Below are 19,358 nucleotides of genomic sequence, written 5' to 3'. Positions count from 1 at the left end.
GATGTGAAAATAGGGATTATCGCGTCAGGTTCAATGCGCCTTCACCAGCCTGCGGAAATCTGCCGCGCCCCGCAGGGGTCGCAGCGCGATCCCGGGATGGTCGCGCAGCAGCGGCGCGGCGATCAGCGCCCCGTCCTGCCAGATCGCGGGGCTGGCCGCAGCCTCGTCCCGCAGCAGCCCCGAATCGCGCCAGGGCAGGCGCGACAGCGCCTCCGCCCCAAGCGCCGAAAGCCGCTGGCCCGGTGCCAGACCCGCGACCCGCCAGCGCCGGTCCCAGGGGCCGTCCGCGACCGCAGGCGCACGCAGTGCCGCCGCGGCCTCGCGCGTGACGCGCAGCCCGCTGCCGGTCGGAGAGATCATCGCCCCGTCCAGCGTCACCCGGCCCTGCGCCAGCACCGCCTCCAGCGCGTGGATCAGCGTGGCGCGGCGCGGGGGATAGTCGGCACCCGTCACCCACCGGCAGGCGGCCACCAGGATGCGGCGGCGGATCTCTGGCGGGGCGTCGCGCAGAGGGCCACGCGGCAGGATCAGGCTGCCGCGGTCGAACTCGGTCTCCTTGCTGACCAGCGCCGCGTATTCGGCCAGGGCATCGCGCGCCTCGGCGATATGGGCGGCAGAGCGGGCCAGGCCCGACACGTCCAGCCCCAGGGCGGCGATCGCCTGGCGCGCGCGCACCCGGTCGTAATCGGCATTGTCATTGGTCGGATCGTCGATCCAGCCCACATCCCGCGCGCGCAACCAGTCGCGCAACTCGGCCCGGCCGGCGCCCAGCATCGGGCGCAGCCAGCGCATGTCAAAGGCATCGCGCCAATCCGCCATCGCCGACAGCCCGTCGACGCCCGACCCGCGCGCAAGCCGCATCAGCAGCGTCTCGGCCAGGTCGTCGGCGGTATGGCCCAGGGCAACGGCAGGCAGATCGTTGCGCTGCGCCCAGCCCGACAGCAACCGCAGCCGCGCATCGCGGGCCTGCGCCATCAGGTTGCCCGCCTGCGTGTCGCGCCGCCACAGCAGGATCGCATGCGGCAGGCCCAGGGCGCGGGCGGCGCGGGCCACATCCTCGGCCTCGGCGTCGCTGCCCTCGCGCAGGCCGTGATCGACGGTGGCGACCATCACGCGGCGGCCCTGTGCCCATTCGGCGGCCACCTGCATCAGCGCCACCGAATCGCCGCCCCCCGACACCGCCAGCCCCAGGGCCGGCAGATCACCCGCCAGACGGTCCAGGGCCGACCGGATCAGGGCGGCGACATCGCGGCTCACTGGTGTTCGGCCAGATCGGCGGCGGCCTCGGGGTCCATGTTGGGGTCCAGCAGCGGGTCCAGCACGCCCAGGTCGGTGACGCCGCAGCCAAGCCGGGTCACGTGAGCCTCGGCCTCGACGGCCTGCGGGCTGCCGGGAAACCGGGCCGGAACCTCGGCCAGATACAGACAGGCGGCGGTCGCGTCGCCCTGCCCCTCGATCACGCGGGCGATGCCCAGCAGGCTCTCACCGGCCCGCGCGCCGTCCGGGTCGGCGGCGAAGCCCTCCAGCCAGGCGGCGGCGGCGGCGCGCGGGTCGCCCGACAGATCCAGCGCCTGTCCGCGCAGGAACAGCGCCTCGGCGGTCAAGGGACCACCGGCATGGGTCTCGGCCACATCGGCGAACAGCTGGGCCGCGCGGGCATGGTCCCCCGCCGCCATCACCGCGCGGGCGGCGTCGAAATCGGTCTGCTCGGCCTGGGTCGAGGCCGGCTGCCCGCCCCCGCTGGCCGCCGGGGCCGAGGGTGCCAGCTGCGGGCTGACGCCCGAGGGGGGCCGTGGCACGGTCAGCGCCGACAGATCGCAGCCCGGCTCGGCCTCGCACAGGCGGAACTCCAGATCGGCCAGGCGACGCTCGCTGTCATCGGCGATGCGGTTGACGCGGTTCTGCAGCTGTTCGGCCTGGTTGGTCAGGCGCATCAGCTGCGCCTCCATCGCGTTCATGCGGTCGATGGCGCTGGACCCGCCCGCCGCTTGGAACCCCGCCGCCCCTGAGGCCACCAGCTCGGCCCGCAGGCCCTGCAGCTGGCTGCGCAGCTGGGACACCTGGGCGCGCATGTCGGCCAGCGTGGCCGAGTCGGGCGCGGCCTGCGCGGGTGCGGCCAGCGACAGCGCCAGGATCAGCGCAGAGGCCAGCCGCATCACAGGCCTGCCCCGGTGACGCCCCCGACCGCGGCAGGGGCCGCCGCGATGGCTGCGACCGGTGCGGGCGCGGCCTCGGTCACCACGGTGACGGCACGGCGGTTCTGGGCATAGCAGCCCTCGTCGGAACAGGTCGCGGCGGGACGCTCCTTGCCAAAGGACAGGGTGCGGATGCGGCCGGGGGCGACGCCCTGCGCCACCAGATATTCCTGCACCGCACTGGCGCGGCGCGCGCCCAGGGCCAGGTTGTATTCGCGGGTGCCGGTTTCTTCGGCATGGCCCTGGACCACGGCGGTAAAGCCCGCATGACGCGACAGCCAGGCGGCCTGGCGGGCCAGGATCACCCGCGCCTCGGGGGTGAGGGTGGTCTGGTCGGCCGGGAACAGCACCGTGTCGCCGATGGTGCCGCGGAAATACTGGGCCGTGGCCTCGGCCCCCAGAACGCCGCCGGCCAGATCGCCCTGGAACACCGCGCCTCCGCCCGTGCTGGCATAGGGGTCGACCACCGGCGGCGCCACGGGCGGCGCGGGCTGGGCACAGGCGGCCAGCCCCAGAAGGGCGGCCAGCAGGACAGGCTTGGTCGCGGCGTTCATCATGTCATCCTCATGGCATCAGGGGTCCCCAGGACGGATCCGAGGCGGCAAAGTCAAGATTCATCGGTCGCATGTTGCGCCCGGTGATGTCCACCGAATGCAGCCGCGGCAATCCGTTTCCGCCGGGGGTGGCGCGCGTGAACATCACCACGCGGCCATTGGGCGCCCAGGTCGGGCCTTCGTCCAAGAAGCTTTCGGTCAGCATGCGCTCGGACGATCCGTCGGTGCGCATGGTGCCGATGTGGAACCGGTCGCCGATCTGCTTGGTGAAGGCGATCAGATCGCCCTTGGGCGACCAGGCGGGGGTGCCATAGCGCCCCTCGCCAAAGCTGATGCGGGTGGGCTCTCCGCCGTTCAGGCCCATGATGTACAGCTGCGGGGTGCCGGATCGGTCGCTCTCGAAGACGATGCGCTGGCCGTCCGGGCTGAAGCCGGGCGAGGTGTCGATGGCCGGCGAATTGGTCAGCGCGCGCTGAGCCCCGGTCGACACGTCCATCAGCCAGATGTCGGTATTGCCGCCCTGTTCGCGCGAATAGGCGACCCACCGCCCGTCCGGGCTGAAGGTCGGCGCAAAGGCCATCGCATTCTGTTCCGTGGTCAGGGGCCGGGCGCTGACGGTGGCCACGTCCATGATCTGGATCTGGGGAAAGCCGCTGTCATAGCTGGTGAACAGCAGCCGCCGCCCGTCGCGCGAGAATTTCGGCGCCAGCACCAGGGACGAGCTGTCGGTCATCCACAGGATGTTCGCGCCGTCGTAATCCATGACGCCGATCCGCTTGATGCGGGCGTTCTTGGGGCCGGTTTCCTGCACGAAGGCCACGCGGCTGTCGAAATAGGGCTGCTCGCCGGTCAGGCGGGCATAGATCTGGTCGGCGATCTTGTGCGCCGCGCGGCGCCAGTCGCTGGCGCGGGCGTCGAACTGCATCCCGTCGCCCTGCGGCTGCCCCGAGATGACGTCGAACAGCCGGAACCGGACGCTGATATTCTCGCCCATCTGGCGCACCTCGGCCGAGACCAGGCCCTGCGCGTTCACCGCCCGCCAGTCGTCATAGCTGACGGCCTCGGCAAAGCTGGCGGCGCGGGCGGGATGCGCCTCAGCCGGGATCTCACGGAACAGGCCCGTGCCGGTCAGGTCGTCCGCCACGACCTGGCGCACGCGGGCCGCGATCTCGGCATCGCCGTGAAAGGCGGGGATGGCGATGGACATCGGCTCGATCACGCCATCGGTGATCTCGATGCGCAGGGGCGCGTCCTGCGCCATCAGCGGCCCCGACGGCAGCAGGGCCGCCGACAGGGCGACAGCCAGAACGGCGGCGGGAGCAAGGATCATTCTGCGGAACATGACGTCAACATTACCTTTTGTCAGTGACAAGCGGAAGGTGGCCCGACGCGCGGCCGGGCCACCTTCCGGTCATTGGAACGCAACCCCGTCGGGGCGGAAATCGACGACGACATCCCGCCACCGACCGTATTTCGATGCGGGCAGGTCGAACCCCGCCTGGCCGCACATCAGGATCGCCCGGCGCGCCACGTCAAAGGCCTGCTGGGCCGCGCCCTCGCTGCCGCCCTGATACCCCGCGATGCGCAGGCTGTTCTGGTCGGGCACCCCGCCCGGCGACAGGGTGAAGCCGACCGAGACGGTCATCTGCGACGCCTCGACCGACAGCGCGCCCACGTTCCAGCAGTTCTGGATGGCGAACCGCAGCCCGTCGCGTTCCGACAGGGTCAGCGGATCGCCCATCGGCAGGCCCTGCGCGGGGTCCGACAGCGGGGTCGCGGGCATCGGGCTGGGTGTCAGGCGCATCATGTCGGCAGGCGGTCCGGCAGGGTCGTTCGCCGGATCGGCTGCGGCCCCGGTTCCGGCCATTGCCCCGGCCAACGCTGCGGCCAGCGGGTCCAGCCCGGCGGACGCGCCGCTGCCGCCCTCGATCGTCTGAGTCTGCCCGCCCTGGGCGTCGCTGCCCGTGGCGATGTCCTGGCCGCCGCCGCCGGTCTGCGCATCGCGCAGCGCATCCTCCAGCGCCTGGCGGTCGGCGGCCTCGCGGGCGGCCTGCTCGGCGGCGACGCGGCGCGCCTCCTCGGCCCGGCGCTCCGCCTCGGCGGCGGCCTGGCGTTCGGCCTCAGCCGCACGCTCCGCCTCCGCGCGGCGCTCCGCTTCGGCGGCGCGTTCGGCTGCGGCACGACGCTCGGCCTCGGCGGCCTCGGTCGCGCGGCGTTCGGCATCCGCCGCGGCCTGACGCTCTGCCTCGGCGGCGCGCTCGGCGGCGGCGGTCCGTTCCGCTTCGGCGGCCCGTTCTGCTTCGGCGGCGCGTTCGGCCTCGGCGCGGCGTGCGGCCTCCGCCTCGGCCTGGCGTGCCGCATCGGCAGCGGCCTGACGCTCCGCTTCGGCAGCGTCCCGTTCGGCGGCGGCGCGGCGTTCTGCCTCGGCGGCGCGGCGCTCCGCATCCGCCGCAGCCTGACGTTCGGCCTCAGCGGCGCGCTCGGCCTCGGCACGACGCTCGGCCTCGGCAGCGGCCTGGCGTTCGGCGTCCGCAGCGGCGGCGGCCTGTCGGGCGGCGGCATCAGCCGCTGCCCCCTGCTGCTCTGCCTCGGCGGCAGCGGTGGCGCGGCGCTCGGCCTCGGCGGCGGCGGCCTGGCGTTCGGCCTGTGCTTGCGCATCGGCTGCCGCCTGTGCGGCGGCCTGAGCTGCGGCGCGCTGTGCGGCCTCAGCGGCGGCGGCTTCGGCCACGCGACGCTCGAAGGCCTCGACCAGGCCCGCCGGGCGATCCTGCGGGCGCGGCGATGCATCCAGGGCCAACGCCGAACGCGGCGCGACGGGCTGGGCAGCGGCGTCGGGCACCGGCACTGCGGGTTGGGACGGCTGCGCCTCGGCGACCGGGGCGGGCGGCGTGGGGGCCACCTGCGGCAGCGCTTCGGCGGCGTCGGTCTGATTGTCATTCGGGGTTGGCAGGTCGGTTGCCACATCCACCGGAGCGGCGGGGGCGAAATCGCTGAGATCCGGCGCGGCCTCAGACACATCCGGTTCGGCCAGCGCCTCGGCCTGCGCCGATTGCGGCGGCGCGGCGTCGACGGGGCGCGCGGTCGTCTCATCCGCCGCGTCAACGGGGGCCAGGGCCGCGACGGCGGTCGCATCCGCGCCCACGGGACCGGCCCCGCGCGCGGCGGCGGCCAGCGCCTCGAACTCGGCCCCGCTGATGGTCGAGACCTGGGTCGTGCGCACCATCGGCGCGGGCTGGGGCCGGAACAGCGCGCCGCCCAGGATGGCCCACAGGATCAGCGACCCATGCGCCACCCCCGAGATCCAATAGCCGGTGCGCCCCTCGCGGTCCTCCATGATCAGCCGTCCATCCGGGGTCCGCCGGTCTCGGTGACCAGCACGATATCGGTGATGCCCGCCGCGTTCAGCGCGCCCATGATCTGCACCACGCGGGCATAGGGGATCGTGCCGTCCGCGCGCAGGAACACCCGGCCCGTCTGGCGTTCGGCCAGCATCGCGCGCAGCACGGTGACCAGCTGGTCATCCTCGACCGCGCGGTCCATGACCTGCATCGCGCCATCGGCGGGAATTGAAAGGGTCAGCGGCTCCTCCTGCTCGGTGGCGACGGCGTTGGCGGCGGTCTGCGGCAGGTTCAGCGGCACGCCCGCCGTCATCAGCGGGGCTGCCACCATGAAGATGATCAGCAACACCAGCATCACGTCCACGAAGGGCGTGACGTTGATCTCGGACATCGGCATGTTGCGCCGGCGCCCCTTGCTGCGAACCCGTTTGACGACCGAGGCTGCCATGGATCACTCCTCGTCCATCTGGCGCGACAGGAGGGTCGAGAACTCGTCCGAGAACGCCTCCCACCCGCCGGTGATGCGTTCCGCGTCGCCCGACAGCTTGTTGTAGAAGACGACCGCCGGGATGGCCGCGACCAGGCCCAGGGCGGTGGCCAGCAGCGCCTCGGCGATGCCCGGGGCCACGACGGCCAGGCTGGTGTCCTGGGTCAGGGCGATGCCTTCGAAGGCGGTCTTGATGCCCCAGACGGTGCCGAACAACCCGATGAAGGGCGCGGTCGACCCCACCGTCGCCAGGAAGGACAGGCCCCGGAACAGGCGCCCCTCCTCGCGCTGGATGGCCACGTTCATGGCGCGGTCGATGCGGGCGATTCCGCCGGGAATCAGCCGACCGTCATCGCGGTGGCTGCGACGCCATTCGGTCATGCCGGCGGCAAAGATCCGTTCGGACGGGCCCTTGGGGCGATCGCCCAAGCGGTCATAGAGGTCGTCCAGCGGCTCGCCCGACCAGAAGGCGCGGTCGAATTTCGCGGCCTCGGCGCGGGTGCGGGCAAAGACCAGGAACTTCTGGACGATGATCGCCCAGGCCCAGAACGAGGCGACGATCAGCATGATCATCACCACCTGCACGGTCAGCGACGACCGCCAGAACAGCGCCACGGCCGAAAAGTCGATGGCCTGGGCGGCCTGAATGGGTTCCATCTTCTGCCTCATCATCACGGGCCACGACTGCCCCCTGGCAGTCCGGCGTTGCGGCCTATTACCCTGTAACTGCCACGGGTTTCAGCCCCCGTGGCAACACAATGGCGTCAATTTTCATCAAGGTGCAGCAGCCGTGCCGCAATCACCCCGGCGCGCGGCATGCCGCCCCGACGCGGGCGGCGCGCATCACCCCTCCGGCAGGGCGCGCGACAGCGCCTGCGGCAGGCGCACCGGACGCCCCTGCCCGTCCAGGCAGACGATCGTCACGCGCGCCGTGAACAGCACCTGATCGCCGCGCCGCACCTGCTGGTCCACGACGATCCGCGCGGCGGTCGCCGAGGCCAGATCGGTCACCACCGTCAGCAGGTCGTCGAACTGCGCGGGGCGCAGATAATCGGCCTCGACCCGGCGCACGGCAAAGACCCGGCCCGAGGCGGCCTTCATGGCCATCTGGTCGATGCCGGTGTCGCGCATCCATTCGGACCGCCCCCGTTCGATGTATTTCAGATAGTTGGCATAATAGACGATGCCGGCAAGGTCGGTGTCTTCGTAATAGACGCGCAGGGTCAGGTGATGGCTCATGGTGCCACGATAAAGGGTGGGCGGCGGCGGCGCAATCGCCGCTCAGGCGTCGAACAGGCTGGCCTGACCGGGCTGGGCGGGGGCGTCAATTCCCAGGTGCCGCCAGGCGCGCGCCGCCAGCATCCGGCCGCGCGGGGTGCGCGCGATCAGCCCCTGCTGCAACAGATAGGGCTCGATCACCTCCTCGATGGCGTCGCGGCTTTCCGACAGCGCCGCCGACAGGGTCTCGACGCCCACCGGGCCGCCGCCATAATGCTCGGCCATCAACGTCAGATAGCGCCGGTCGGCCCCGTCCAGCCCCAGATCGTCCACGCCAAGCCGGTTCAGCGCGATATCCGCGATCTCGCGCGTCAGGCGGCCATTGCCCTCGACCAGCGCGAAGTCCACGACCCGGCGCAGCAGCCTGCCCGCGATGCGCGGCGTGCCGCGGGCGCGCCGCGCGATCTCCATCGTGCCTTCGGGATCGGCGCTGATGCCCAGCAGCCGCGCGCCGCGCTGCACGATCAGGTCCAGCTCGGCGATCTCGTAGAATTGCAGCCGGGTGGGAATGCCGAACCGGTCGCGCAAAGGCGTCGTCAGCAGCCCCAGACGCGTCGTGGCCCCCACCAGCGTAAACGGCTGCAGCTCGATCCGCACGGTGCGGGCGGCGGGCCCCTCGCCGATCACCAAGTCCAGCTCGAAATCCTCCATCGCGGGATACAGGATCTCCTCGACCGCGGGGTTCATGCGGTGGATCTCGTCGATGAACAGCACGTCGCGCGATTCCAGATTGGTCAGGATCGCCGCCAGATCGCCCGCCCGCGCGATGACAGGGCCTGACGTCATGCGGAAATTCACCCCCAGCTCGCGCGCCATGATCTGCGCCAGCGTGGTCTTGCCCAGGCCGGGGGGGCCAAAGAACAGCGTGTGGTCCATCGCCTTGCCGCGCATCTTGGCGCTTTCGATGAACACCTTCAGGTTGGCCCGCGCCCCGGCCTGGCCCACGAATTCGGCCAGGTTCTGCGGACGCAGGGCGCGGTCCTCGACATCGCTGTCCAGCTTTTCGGGGCGCAGGTCAGGGTCGGGCGCGCTCATCCCCGGCCCCAGGGCGCGCGGGGCCGCGTCCCGGCGCGCGGGATGCGGCTCGGGGCGGCGGCCTGCCGGGGGGCAGAGGGCGATCCGCCCTCCATCGCCATCAGCCGGGCGATGCGCTCTTCGGTGGGCGGGTGGGTGGTGAACAGGTGGTCGGCCCGCATCGCATGCAGCGGGTTGATGATGAACATGGCCGCCGCCGCCGGGTTCTTTTCGGCCGGGACATTGACGCTGCGCCCCGCCGCCCCGGCGATCCGCTGCAACGCCGAAGCCAGTGCCCGCGGCTTGCCGCAGATCTGCGCGCCGGTCGCATCGGCCTCGTATTCGCGCGCCCGAGAGATCGCCATCTGCACCATCATCGCGGCCATAGGCGCCAGGATCATCGCGATGATCCCGCCGATCATGCCGCCCCGCCCCTCGCGGCTGCCCGCGAACAGCATCATGTTGCCCATCATCGCGATGGCCCCCGCCATCGTGGCGGTGATGGTCATGGTCAGCGTGTCGCGATGCTTGATATGGGCCAGCTCATGGGCGATCACACCCTCGATCTCCTCCGCCGACAGGTGGTTCAGCAACCCCTGGGTGACGGCCACGGCCGAATTCTCCGGGTTGCGCCCGGTGGCAAAGGCGTTCGGCTGCTCGGTCGGCAGCAGATACAGCTTGGGCATCGGCATCTGTGCCCGCTCGGCTAGACGCGCGGTCATCGCGTACAGCTCGGGCCCCTGGTGCGGCGACAGCGCGACCGCACCCTGCTGGCGCAGGACCATCTTGTCGCTGTTCCAGTAGCTGAAAAAGTTCATGCCCCCCGCGATCACCAGCGCGATCAGCGCGCCGCCCGATCCGCCCAGCATCCAGCCCAGTGCCATGACCAGCGCGGTCAGCGCCGCCATCAGCATGAAGACCTTGACGTTTCCTGCCATCATCCGACCTCCGGTTCAGTCCTTGGGCGCCAGCAGACGCAGCGCCGCGCGGATCAACGCGGGCATGGCGGCCGCGGGTTCCCGCGCCTGCGCCTCGGCCACCGCCGTCGCCGCCTCGGAGGGACCATAGCCCAGATTGGTCAGCGCCGACAGCGCATCCGCCATCGCCTGACCCGACAGAACGACGGCCGAGGCCGGGCGGGCCGCGGCGCCCGGCGCCGGGGCCGCGGAGGGGCCGGGCTCGATGCCCGGCACCTCCGCACCACCGCCCGCGGCAACGTCACCCGCGTCGATGGTCAGCGCCCCCCCCAGGGCCATGACCGACGGCGCCTTGTCCTTCAGCTCCAGCACGATCCGCTGCGCCAGCTTCGGCCCCACGCCATTGGCCTTCCTGACCGATGACCAGTCCCCCAGCGCGATCGCCCGCCCCAGCCCCTCGGGGCCCAGCGTGCTCAGGATCGCCAGCGACACCTTGGCCCCCACGCCCTGCACCGAAGTCAGCAGCCGGTGCCACTCCTTGTCCAGCATGGTCGGAAAGCCGAACAGCTGCAGCAGATCCTCCCGGACCAGCAGTTCGGTATACAGCGCCGCCGCCTGCCCCACCGGGGGCAGGCCCGCCGCCGTCCGCTCGCTGACATGGATGATATAGCCCACGCCGCGCACGTCGATCAGCACGTGATCGCGCGCGCGGTGCAGGATGATCCCCGCGATCCGCCCGATCATGCCGCACCCCGCTTGGGCGTGGCCACGCGCAGGCTGCGCCCCTGCAGGTGGCGCGCATGACAGATGGCGATGGCCAGCGCGTCCGCCGCATCCGGGCTCTCGAACTGGACGCCCGGCAGCTGGACCCGCACCATGTGCTGCACCTGCTCCTTGCCGGCATGGCCCACGCCCACAACCGTCTTCTTGACCGCGTTGGGGGCGTATTCGCCGACGGTGATTCCCGCCTCGGCCGGGGCCAGCAGGGCCACGCCGCGCGCCTGTCCCAGCTTCAGCGTGCCGGTCGCGTCCTTGTTGACGAAGGTCTGCTCGACCGCAGCCTCGTCGGGCGCGTGGGTGGCGATCACCGCGCACAGCCCGCGAAACAGGACCGACAGCCGCGACCCCAGATCCTGCGCGCCGTCCGAATGGATGGTGCCATTGGCGATATGGCGGATGCGCGATCCATCGACCAGGATCACCCCCCAGCCCATGTTCCGCAAACCGGGATCGATGCCCAAGACCTTCATGCTGCCCTCTTTTTTCCGATTGTTAGCACGAAGCACGAACATCTGCCTAGAGCTGATGCGGAAAGGCCGGGGGCGCTTCGCCCCGTCGCCGGCTGGTCCTAGGACCAGTGGCACACCAGCCGGCAACCCCTGAGGATAGTTTCATGAAGAACAAAGCCGCGGTCACTCTTCGATCACGTCCAGCACACCGGGAACGGCACGCAGGGCCTGGCGCGCGGGCGTGGTCAGGGGGGCGTCGTTGGCGACCTCGATCTCGATGATCTCATCGCCCTCGCGCAGACGCAGGCGGATCGGGCCGCGTGACCGGGGCGGCACGATGATGTCGGTGCGGATGCGGGTCAGCACCTCGACCAGGCGCGGGATCGTGTCGGCGCCCTGCATCTCGACCGCCAGGCAGCCCGCGCCGGCATCGGCGACCGCATCGTCCAGCGCCGTCACCGAATTGGCCAGCATCTTGACCTGCTCGCCCGAGGGTTCGACCTTGACCTGCAGCACCACGTTCTGGCCCGGCTCCAGCTTGTCGCGGGCGGCCGCCAGCAGGTCCGAGAAGACCGTGACCTCATAGAGGCCGGTCGGGTCCGACAGGCTGACAAAGGCATAGGCCGTGCCCTTGGCCGATTTGCGCTCCATCCGCGCGGCGACGGTGCCCGCGATCTGGGCGACCAGCGGGCCGTTCAGCGCGTCCTGGCTGATCTCGGCCAGGGTCTGCACCTTCTTGCGCCGCAGCGCGGGCAGGTAATCGTCCAGCGGGTGGCCGGACAGATAGAACCCGATGGCCTTGTGCTCCTCGGCCAGCTTCTCGGTGGGCAGCCAGATGCCCGCGATGGGCGGGCGCGGCGGCGGCAGATCCTCTCCGCTCCCGAACAGCGACGTCTGGCTGGAGGCCGCCTGATCCTGCACCGCCGCCGACCAGGCGCACAGCGCGTCCAGTGACTTCATCACCCGGGCGCGGTTGTCGTCCAGCCCGTCGAACGCCCCGGCGCGGGCCAGCATCTCCAGTGGGCGCTTGCCCACGCGCTTCATGTCCACGCGGCGGGCCAGGTCGTGCATGTCGCGGAAGGGCGTCTGCCCGCGCGCCTCATGGATCAGCCGCATCGCCTCAATGCCGACGCCCTTCAGCGCGCCCAGCGCATAGTGGATGCGCCCCGGCCCGGTGGTGAATGTCGGGGCCGAGCGGTTGACGCAAGGCGGCACCATCTCGATGCCCATCCGGTCGCATTCGCGTTTGTAAACCGCCAGCTTGTCGGTCAGGTGGATGTCGCAGTTCATCACCGCGGCCATGAATTCGACCGGGTGGTTCGCCTTCAGCCATGCAGTCTGATAGCTGACCACCGCATAGGCCGCCGCGTGCGATTTGTTGAAGCCGTAATTGGCGAATTTCTCCAGCAGGTCAAAGACCTCTCCGGCCTTCTTGTCGGGCACGCCGTTGGCAACGGCACCCTTGACGAACTTGGGCCGCTCCTTGGCCATCTCGGCCGCGATCTTCTTGCCCATGGCGCGGCGCAGCAGGTCGGCGCCGCCCAGGGAATACCCCGCCATGACTTGGGCGATCTGCATCACCTGTTCCTGATAGACGATGATGCCCTGCGTCTCGGCCAGGATATCGTCGATGCTGGGGTGGATGGATTCCAGGTCGCGCAGCCCGTTCTTGACCTCGCAATAGGTCGGGATGTTCTCCATCGGGCCAGGACGGTACAGCGCCACCAGCGCCACGATATCCTCGATGCAGGTGGGCTTCATGCGGCGCAGCGCGTCCATCATGCCCGACGATTCCACCTGGAACACCGCGACCGTGCGGGCGCTGGCGAACAGCTCATAGCTGGGCTTGTCGTCCAGCGGGATCAGGTTGATCTGGTTTTCCGTCCCCGGCGTCGGTTCATACAACTGCCGCCCGTCGGCGGCGATGTGCAGCGGACGCCCTGCCCCGTTGATCAGGTCGACCGCGTTCTGGATCACCGTCAGCGTCTTGAGCCCCAGAAAGTCGAACTTGACCAGCCCGGCCTGCTCCACCCATTTCATGTTGAACTGGGTCGCAGGCATGTCGGAGGCCGGATCACGATACAGCGGCACCAGCTGGTCCAACGGCCGGTCACCGATCACCACCCCCGCCGCGTGGGTGGATGCGTTGCGATACAGCCCCTCCAGCTGTTCGGCGTAATCCAGCAGGCGGGCCACGACCTCCTCGCGCGCGGCCTCGCGCAGGCGGGGCTCATCGGCGCGGGCCTTGGCGATGCTGACGGGTTTCACCCCCTCGACCGGGATCATCTTGGACAGGCGGTCCACCTGGCCGAACGGCAGCTGTAGAACCCGGCCCACGTCGCGCACCGCGGCCTTGGACAGCAGCGCGCCGAAGGTGATGATCTGGCCCACCTTGTCGGCGCCGTATTTGCCCTGCACGTAACGGATCACCTCCTCGCGGCGGTCCATGCAGAAGTCGATGTCGAAGTCCGGCATGCTGACCCGCTCCGGGTTCAGGAAGCGCTCGAACAGCAGGTTATAGCGCAGCGGGTCCAGGTCGGTGATGGTCAGCGCATAGGCGACCAGCGACCCGGCCCCCGACCCGCGACCGGGCCCGACCGGAATGCCCTGTTCCTTGGCCCAATGGATGAAATCGGCCACGATCAGAAAATAGCCGGGAAAGCCCATCTGTTCGATGATGCCCAGTTCGAAATCCAGGCGGGCGGTGTATTCCTCGGGCGTGACCGCATGGGGGATGACCTTCAGGCGCTCGGCCAGACCGGCATGGGCCTGACGGCGCAGTTCGGTCACTTCGTCATCGGCGAATTTGGGCAGGATCGGCGCGTGCTTGGCCACCGCAAAGGCGCAGCGGCGGGCGATTTCGACGGTGTTGTCGATCGCCTCGGGCAAGTCGGCGAAGAGGACGGCCATCTCCTCGGGCGACTTGAAGTAATGCTGGGGCGTCAGGCGGCGGCGGGGCTGGGACTGGTCGACATAGGCCTTTTCCGCGATGCAGATCAGCGCGTCATGCGCCTCGTACATCGTGGTCTTGGGGAAATAGACGTCGTTCGTCGCCACCAGCGGCAGGTCACGCGCATAGGCCAGGTCGATCAGCCCGCCCTCGGATGCCGCCTCGGCGGGCATCAGCTGGCCGTTCTCGCCGGGATGGCGCTGCAACTCGACATACAGGCGGTCGCCAAAGGCCCCGGCCAGCCGGTCGGCCAGCGCCTCGGCCTTGGGCATCTGGCCCTGTGCGATCAGCAGGCCCAAGGGGCCCGTCGCGCCCCCGGTCAGGCAGATCAGCCCCTCGGCCCGCGCGCACAGCTCATCGACGGTCACATGCGGCAGCGCGCCGCCCTCGCGCAGGTACAGGCAGGTGGACAGCGCCATCAGGTTCATCCAGCCCGCCTGGTTCTGCGCCAGGAGGACGACGGGCCCGGTGGCATCCGCCGCCAGCGTCACCTGACAGCCGACGATGGGCTGGATGCCCTTGTCGCGGGCCTTCACGCTGAATTCCAGCGCGGCGAACATGTTGTTCGTATCGGTCAGAGCCACCGCCGGCATGCCCGCATCAGCGGCAAGCCCGGGCAGTTTGCCTACCGGAATGGCACCTTCCAGCAAAGAATGCTCGGAATGTGTGCGAAGATGGATGAATCGGGGGGATTTTGCGGCCATGATCAGGGTTGTATCGCAGCCTGACCAAACAGTGCAATTGCGCGGGCCGCGATTTGCGGGATAAGCAGGTCAAGGATTTGACCAAGGGGACAGAATTGACCGACATGCCCGTTTTCCGCGCCGAAGGTCTGGGCAAGTCCTATCCCGGCGTGCGCGCCAATGACGACGTGTCGTTCCACGTCATGCCGGGGGAAATCCACGCCCTGCTGGGCGAGAACGGCGCGGGAAAATCGACCCTGGTCAAGATGATCTATGGCCTCGTGCGCCCCGATGACGGGCGGATGACCCTGGGCGGCGCGGCGCATGTGCCCTCCGATCCCCGCGCGGCGCGGGCCGCGGGCGTGGCGATGGTGTTCCAGCATTTCAGCCTGTTCGATGCACTGACGGTCGCCGAAAACATCGCCCTGGGGATGGAGAACCCGCCGCCGCGGCGCGAATTGTCGGCGCGCATCACCAAGGTCAGCCATGATTTCGGCCTGCCGCTGAACCCGGCCCGGCGCATCGTCACCCTCTCCGCCGGCGAACGCCAGCGGGTCGAGATCATCCGCTGCCTGCTGCAGAACCCGCGCCTGCTGATCATGGACGAACCCACCAGCGTCCTGACCCCGCAGGAGGCCGAATTGCTGTTCGCCACCCTGCGCAAGCTTGCGGCGCAGGGCACCGCGATCCTGTATATCAGCCACAAGCTGGACGAGATCCGCAGCCATTGCGACCGCGCCACGATCCTGCGGCACGGCCGCGTCGTCGACAGCTGCGACCCCCGCGCCCATTCGGCCCGCGATCTGGCGGCGATGATGGTCGGCGGCCAGATGCGCCAGATCGACCGGTCGGGCCGTCAGCCGGGCGCGGTCCTGCTGGAGGTGCGCGCCTTGTCCCAACCGGCCCCGAATGCCGAAGGCACCGCGCTGAAGGACATCGCCCTGACCCTGCGCGCGGGCGAAATCCTGGGCATCGGCGGCGTCGCGGGCAACGGCCAGGAGGAGCTGCTGGCCGCCCTGTCGGGCGAGGTGCGCAGCGCGCCCGGCACCGTCACGCTGGAGGGCGCGGACCTGTCCGCGACCGGCCCCGAACCGCGCCGCATCGCCGGATTGCTGGCCGCGCCCGAGGATCGGTTGGGCCACGCCGCTGTCCCCGATTTCAGCCTGACGGAAAACACGCTCCTGACCGCGGGCAGCCGCAAGTCCCTGGTCCGCGGCGGGCTGATCGACCACAAGGCCGCGCGCGACTATGCGCTGGCGGTGATCGAGGGGTTCGACGTCCGCACCCCCGGCCCCCATGTCGCGGCGCGCGCCCTGTCGGGCGGCAACCTGCAGAAATTCGTCATCGGCCGAGAGGTCATGCAGAACCCGCGCGTGCTGGTCGTGAACCAGCCCACCTGGGGCGTCGACGCGGGGGCTGCGGCCGCCGTGCGGCAATCGCTGCTGGATCTGGCCCGCCAGGGCGCGGGCGTCATCGTCATCTCTCAGGATCTGGATGAGCTTTTGGAACTGTCCGACCGTTTCTGCGCCCTGAACGAAGGCCGCCTGTCGCCCCCCGTCCCCACCGACGGGCTGACGCTGGACCGCATCGGCCTGATGCTGGGCGGCGCCCATGGCATGGAAGAGGCGCATCTATGATCACGCTGATCCCCCGCCAGAGCGCCTCGACCGGCTGGCAGATCGCGACGCCGGTGATGGCGGTGCTGGCCACCATGGTCACCGGCGGGCTGCTGTTCGCGCTGCTGGGCCATGACCCGGTCGCGGCGATCCGCACGATCTTCTGGGACCCGCTGTTCGGCCCCGCCGCCAGCTATTCCCGCCCGCAGCTGCTGATCAAGGCCGCCCCCCTGATCCTGATCGCGTCCGGGCTGGCCATCGGGTTCCGCGCCGGCATCTGGAACATCGGGGCCGAGGGGCAATACATCATCGGCGGCCTCACCGGCGCCGCCGTCGCGCTGGCGCTGTACCCGCTGGAGGCGTGGTGGCTGTTCCCGCTGATGGTCGCGGCGGGACTGGCGGGGGGCTGGGCCTGGGGCATGATCCCCGCGATGCTGCGCAATTGGTTCGGAGCGTCGGAAATTCTGGTGTCGCTGATGCTGGTCTATGTCGCGCAGCGGGTGGCGGCCTGGATGGCCTTCGGCCCGATGCGCAACCCGCAGGGCATGGGCTTTCCCGGATCGCGCAACCTGCAGCAATATCCGTCCGCCGCGAACCCCGAACTGATTGCCGGGACCGGCGCGCATTGGGGGGTCGTGGCCGCCGCCGCCGCCGTCCTGGCCACCTGGTTCCTGATGAGCCGCCACATCCGCGGGTTCCACATCCGCGCCGCCGGCACCGCGCCGCGCGCCGCCCGTTTCGCGGGCGTGCGTCCGCAGACGCTGGTGGCCTTCTGTCTGGGCCTGTCGGGCGCGCTGGCCGGTGCCGCGGGCCTGTTCGAGGTCGCGGGCCCTGCGGGCCAGGTCACCGACAAGCTGGGCGTCGGATACGGGTTCACCGCGATCATCGTGGCCTTTCTGGGGCGGCTGCATCCGGTGGGCATCCTGCTGGCGGGGCTGCTGCTGGCGCTGACCTATATCGGGGGGGAACTGGCGCAGATGACCATGGCCCTGCCCGCCGCCACGGTGCAGGTGTTCCAGGGGATGCTGCTGTTCTTCCTGCTGGGCTTCGATCTGCTGACCCGGTTCCAGATCCGCCGGAGGGCGCGCGCATGATGATCGACCCGCTCTCCGTCTTTCTGCTGCTGATCTCGGCCTCGACCCCGATCCTGTTCGCCGCTTTGGGCGAGCTGGTCGTGGAACGCGCGGGCGTCCTTAACCTCGGCGTCGAGGGCATGATGATCACCGGAGCGCTGGCAGGGTTCGCCGCCGCCTATGCCAGTGGCAATCCCTTTCTGGGCTTTGCCGTGGCCGCCTTGGCGGGGGCGGCGATATCGCTGCTGTTCGCGGCGCTGACCCAGCTGTTCCTGGCCAACCAGGTCGCATCCGGGCTGGCGCTGACGCTGTTCGGGCTGGGCCTGGCCGCGATGTTCGGCAAGCCCTTCGAAGGCGTCAAGGCGCCCGCCATGCCCATCGGTCCCCTGCGCATCAACTGGATCGTCTGGCTGGGGCTGATCATGGTGCCGGTCGTCTGGTGGTTCCTGAACCGCACCCGGCGCGGGCTGATCCTGCGCGGCGTGGGCGAGAACCACGAGGCTGCCCATGCCCTGGGCTATGACGTGCGCCTGACCCGGCTGGCGGCCATCGCCTTTGGCGGGGCCATGGCGGGCATCGGGGGCGCCTTCATCTCCATCGCGACGGTCCTGCAATGGACCGAGGGGATGACCGCGGGCGCGGGCTGGATCGCGCTGGCCATCGTGGTGTTCTCCAACTGGACCGCGCCGGGCGTGCTGGCGGGGGCGTGGCTGTTCGGCGGCGTCACCGTGCTGCAGCTGCGCCTGCAGGCGGCGGGCGTCGCGGTGCCGGTGCAGCTGTTGTCGATGGCGCCCTATCTGGCGACGATCATCGTGCTGGTGGCCATCTCGGCCCGGCAGAAATACTCGCGGCGCGCGGGGGCGGCTGCCCCCGGCTCGCTTGGCACCAATTTCCACGCGCTGCGGTAGAACCGCAGCCGATCACTGCAGAGAGGGATCACTATGCTTCGCAGGACACTTCTGGCCACCGCATCGGCCACGCTGATGGCCTTGGCCGCCCCGGCCATGGCCCAGGACGAGCCGCTCAAGATCGGCTTCATCTATGTGGGCCCGGTGGGGGATGGCGGCTGGACCTATCAGCACGACCTGGGCCGCCAGGCGATCGAGGCCGAATACGGCGACCGGGTCGAGACCACCTTCATCGAGAGCGTGCCCGAAGGCGCCGATGCCGAACGCGCCCTGACCCAGCTGGCGCTGGCGGGCAACCAGCTGATCTTTGCGACCAGCTTCGGCTTCATGGACCCGGTGATGAACGTCGCGGCCCGTTTCCCCGACATCAAGTTCGAGCACGCCACCGGCTACAAGACCGCCGAGAACGTCGCCGTCTATGACGCCCGCTTCTACGAGGGTCGCGCGGTCACCGGCACCATCGCGGGCCATATGACGGAATCGAACAAGATCGGCTATATCGGGTCCTTCCCGATCCCCGAGGTGATCCAGGGCATCAACGCCAGCTTCATCCATGCCCGCAAGGTCAATCCCGAGGTCGAGATGCGCGTCGTCTGGGCCTATAGCTGGTTCGACCCGGCGAAAGAGGCCGAGGCCGCGTCCGCCCTGCTGGCCGAAGGCGTCGACGTGATCCTGCAGCACACCGATTCCACCGCACCCTTGGCCCAGGCCCAGCAGGCCGGCGCCATCGGCTTTGGCCAGGCCAGCGACATGGCGGCCTTCGCCCCCAGCCCGCGCGTGGCGTCCATCATCGACGACTGGTCGCCCTATTACATCAAGCGCGTCGGCCAGATGCTGGACGGCACCTGGGAAACCGGCGCCAGCTGGGCGGGCATCGGTGACGGAGAGGTCGTGATCGGAGAGATCACCGACGCCGTCCCCGCCGAAGTCAAGGCCGAGGCCGAGGCCCTGCGCGACGCCATCGGCGCGGGGGAATACCACCCCTTCACCGGCCCGCTGAACAAGGCCGACGGCACCGTCTGGCTGGCCGAGGGAGAGACTGCCAGCGACGAGGACCTGCAGTCGATGAACTTCTATGTCGAAGGCATCACCGCGCAGATCCCGCAATAAGCGCGG

Annotated in this window: 17 protein-coding genes; 4 read left to right on the top strand and 13 right to left on the bottom strand. The window is 70.1% G+C overall.

Annotated features, from left to right (window positions below; all coding sequences use genetic code 11):
- Positions 1-30 precede the first annotated feature (30 nt).
- The 13 genes from tilS to dnaE form a co-directional block, all read right to left on the bottom strand.
- The gene (gene tilS, locus FA740_RS12250) at positions 31-1,257 is read right to left on the bottom strand and encodes a tRNA lysidine(34) synthetase TilS (RefSeq protein WP_136857062.1); all 1,227 of its coding nucleotides are present in this window, start codon (positions 1,255-1,257) and stop codon (positions 31-33) included.
- Positions 1,254-2,156 (bottom strand): tol-pal system YbgF family protein, encoded by a 903-nt coding sequence (locus FA740_RS12245; RefSeq protein WP_136857061.1) that lies wholly within the window; start codon positions 2,154-2,156, stop codon positions 1,254-1,256. Before FA740_RS12245 ends, tilS begins: the two co-directional genes overlap by 4 nt.
- Positions 2,156-2,749, bottom strand: a complete 594-nt coding sequence (locus FA740_RS12240; protein WP_136857060.1) for an OmpA family protein — start codon at positions 2,747-2,749, stop codon at positions 2,156-2,158. The genes FA740_RS12245 and FA740_RS12240 overlap by 1 nt, the downstream gene beginning before the upstream one ends.
- Before the next feature lie 10 nt (positions 2,750-2,759).
- Positions 2,760-4,079, bottom strand: a complete 1,320-nt coding sequence (tolB, locus tag FA740_RS12235; protein ID WP_420873146.1) for a Tol-Pal system beta propeller repeat protein TolB — start codon at positions 4,077-4,079, stop codon at positions 2,760-2,762.
- Between the two features lie 81 nt (positions 4,080-4,160).
- The gene (locus FA740_RS12230) at positions 4,161-6,083 is read right to left on the bottom strand and encodes a protein TolA (protein WP_136857058.1); all 1,923 of its coding nucleotides are present in this window, start codon (positions 6,081-6,083) and stop codon (positions 4,161-4,163) included.
- A gap of 2 nt (positions 6,084-6,085) precedes the next feature.
- Positions 6,086-6,535 (bottom strand): protein TolR, encoded by a 450-nt coding sequence (tolR, locus tag FA740_RS12225; RefSeq protein WP_136857057.1) that lies wholly within the window; start codon positions 6,533-6,535, stop codon positions 6,086-6,088.
- Positions 6,536-6,538: 3 nt separating this feature from the next.
- Positions 6,539-7,231: a protein TolQ gene (gene tolQ / locus FA740_RS12220; protein ID WP_136857056.1), complete on the bottom strand. Its 693-nt coding sequence runs from the start codon at positions 7,229-7,231 to the stop codon at positions 6,539-6,541.
- Positions 7,232-7,417: 186 nt separating this feature from the next.
- Complete coding sequence (gene ybgC / locus FA740_RS12215; RefSeq protein ID WP_136857055.1) at positions 7,418-7,813, bottom strand: tol-pal system-associated acyl-CoA thioesterase; 396 nt, start codon at positions 7,811-7,813, stop codon at positions 7,418-7,420.
- Positions 7,814-7,855: 42 nt separating this feature from the next.
- Positions 7,856-8,887: a Holliday junction branch migration DNA helicase RuvB gene (gene ruvB, locus FA740_RS12210; RefSeq protein WP_136857054.1), complete on the bottom strand. Its 1,032-nt coding sequence runs from the start codon at positions 8,885-8,887 to the stop codon at positions 7,856-7,858.
- Positions 8,884-9,804 (bottom strand): zinc metalloprotease HtpX, encoded by a 921-nt coding sequence (htpX, locus tag FA740_RS12205; RefSeq protein WP_136857122.1) that lies wholly within the window; start codon positions 9,802-9,804, stop codon positions 8,884-8,886. Before htpX ends, ruvB begins: the two co-directional genes overlap by 4 nt.
- A gap of 15 nt (positions 9,805-9,819) precedes the next feature.
- On the bottom strand, positions 9,820-10,527 hold the full coding sequence (gene ruvA / locus FA740_RS12200; RefSeq protein WP_136857053.1) for a Holliday junction branch migration protein RuvA: 708 nt from the start codon (positions 10,525-10,527) through the stop codon (positions 9,820-9,822).
- Complete coding sequence (gene ruvC, locus FA740_RS12195; RefSeq protein WP_136857052.1) at positions 10,524-11,033, bottom strand: crossover junction endodeoxyribonuclease RuvC; 510 nt, start codon at positions 11,031-11,033, stop codon at positions 10,524-10,526. The genes ruvA and ruvC overlap by 4 nt, the downstream gene beginning before the upstream one ends.
- Positions 11,034-11,195: 162 nt before the next feature.
- The gene (gene dnaE / locus FA740_RS12190; protein WP_136857051.1) at positions 11,196-14,666 is read right to left on the bottom strand and encodes a DNA polymerase III subunit alpha; all 3,471 of its coding nucleotides are present in this window, start codon (positions 14,664-14,666) and stop codon (positions 11,196-11,198) included.
- Between the two features lie 104 nt (positions 14,667-14,770).
- On the opposite strand from dnaE, the gene FA740_RS12185 reads away from it, so the two are divergent.
- Genes FA740_RS12185 through FA740_RS12170 form a run of 4 tightly spaced genes read left to right on the top strand, consistent with a single transcriptional unit; the run spans position 14,771 to position 19,352 of the window.
- Positions 14,771-16,282, top strand: a complete 1,512-nt coding sequence (locus tag FA740_RS12185) for an ABC transporter ATP-binding protein (protein WP_211243704.1) — start codon at positions 14,771-14,773, stop codon at positions 16,280-16,282.
- Entirely contained in the window at positions 16,279-17,355 is a 1,077-nt protein-coding gene (locus tag FA740_RS12180) for an ABC transporter permease (RefSeq protein WP_136857049.1), read from the top strand. The genes FA740_RS12185 and FA740_RS12180 overlap by 4 nt, the downstream gene beginning before the upstream one ends.
- Entirely contained in the window at positions 17,352-18,242 is an 891-nt protein-coding gene (locus FA740_RS12175; RefSeq protein WP_136857048.1) for an ABC transporter permease, read from the top strand. The genes FA740_RS12180 and FA740_RS12175 overlap by 4 nt, the downstream gene beginning before the upstream one ends.
- A gap of 33 nt (positions 18,243-18,275) precedes the next feature.
- Positions 18,276-19,352, top strand: coding sequence for a BMP family ABC transporter substrate-binding protein (locus FA740_RS12170; protein WP_136857047.1), 1,077 nt, complete (start codon positions 18,276-18,278; stop codon positions 19,350-19,352).
- The last annotated feature ends 6 nt before the right edge of the window (positions 19,353-19,358 follow it).

The organism is Paracoccus hibiscisoli (assembly GCF_005048265.1).
Classification (GTDB): domain Bacteria; phylum Pseudomonadota; class Alphaproteobacteria; order Rhodobacterales; family Rhodobacteraceae; genus Paracoccus; species Paracoccus hibiscisoli.
This window is presented reverse-complemented; position numbering and strand designations above follow the sequence as displayed.

What these genes read in the sequence shown, in the direction of transcription:
- FA740_RS12240 (WP_136857060.1), bottom strand. Translation starts at nt 2,749, where the DNA reads ATGAACGCCGCGACCAAGCCTGTCCTGCTGGCCGCCCTTCTGGGGCTG.
- FA740_RS12245 (WP_136857061.1), bottom strand. Translation starts at nt 2,156, where the DNA reads ATGCGGCTGGCCTCTGCGCTGATCCTGGCGCTGTCGCTGGCCGCACCC.
- tolQ (WP_136857056.1), bottom strand. Translation starts at nt 7,231, where the DNA reads ATGGAACCCATTCAGGCCGCCCAGGCCATCGACTTTTCGGCCGTGGCG.
- ruvB (WP_136857054.1), bottom strand. Translation starts at nt 8,887, where the DNA reads ATGAGCGCGCCCGACCCTGACCTGCGCCCCGAAAAGCTGGACAGCGAT.
- tolB (WP_420873146.1), bottom strand. Translation starts at nt 4,079, where the DNA reads ATGATCCTTGCTCCCGCCGCCGTTCTGGCTGTCGCCCTGTCGGCGGCC.
- ruvC (WP_136857052.1), bottom strand. Translation starts at nt 11,033, where the DNA reads ATGAAGGTCTTGGGCATCGATCCCGGTTTGCGGAACATGGGCTGGGGG.
- htpX (WP_136857122.1), bottom strand. Translation starts at nt 9,804, where the DNA reads ATGGCAGGAAACGTCAAGGTCTTCATGCTGATGGCGGCGCTGACCGCG.
- FA740_RS12230 (WP_136857058.1), bottom strand. Translation starts at nt 6,083, where the DNA reads ATGGAGGACCGCGAGGGGCGCACCGGCTATTGGATCTCGGGGGTGGCG.
- dnaE (WP_136857051.1), bottom strand. Translation starts at nt 14,666, where the DNA reads ATGGCCGCAAAATCCCCCCGATTCATCCATCTTCGCACACATTCCGAG.
- FA740_RS12175 (WP_136857048.1), top strand. Translation starts at nt 17,352, where the DNA reads ATGATGATCGACCCGCTCTCCGTCTTTCTGCTGCTGATCTCGGCCTCG.
- tolR (WP_136857057.1), bottom strand. Translation starts at nt 6,535, where the DNA reads ATGGCAGCCTCGGTCGTCAAACGGGTTCGCAGCAAGGGGCGCCGGCGC.
- FA740_RS12180 (WP_136857049.1), top strand. Translation starts at nt 16,279, where the DNA reads ATGATCACGCTGATCCCCCGCCAGAGCGCCTCGACCGGCTGGCAGATC.
- FA740_RS12170 (WP_136857047.1), top strand. Translation starts at nt 18,276, where the DNA reads ATGCTTCGCAGGACACTTCTGGCCACCGCATCGGCCACGCTGATGGCC.
- ruvA (WP_136857053.1), bottom strand. Translation starts at nt 10,527, where the DNA reads ATGATCGGGCGGATCGCGGGGATCATCCTGCACCGCGCGCGCGATCAC.
- ybgC (WP_136857055.1), bottom strand. Translation starts at nt 7,813, where the DNA reads ATGAGCCATCACCTGACCCTGCGCGTCTATTACGAAGACACCGACCTT.
- FA740_RS12185 (WP_211243704.1), top strand. Translation starts at nt 14,771, where the DNA reads ATGCCCGTTTTCCGCGCCGAAGGTCTGGGCAAGTCCTATCCCGGCGTG.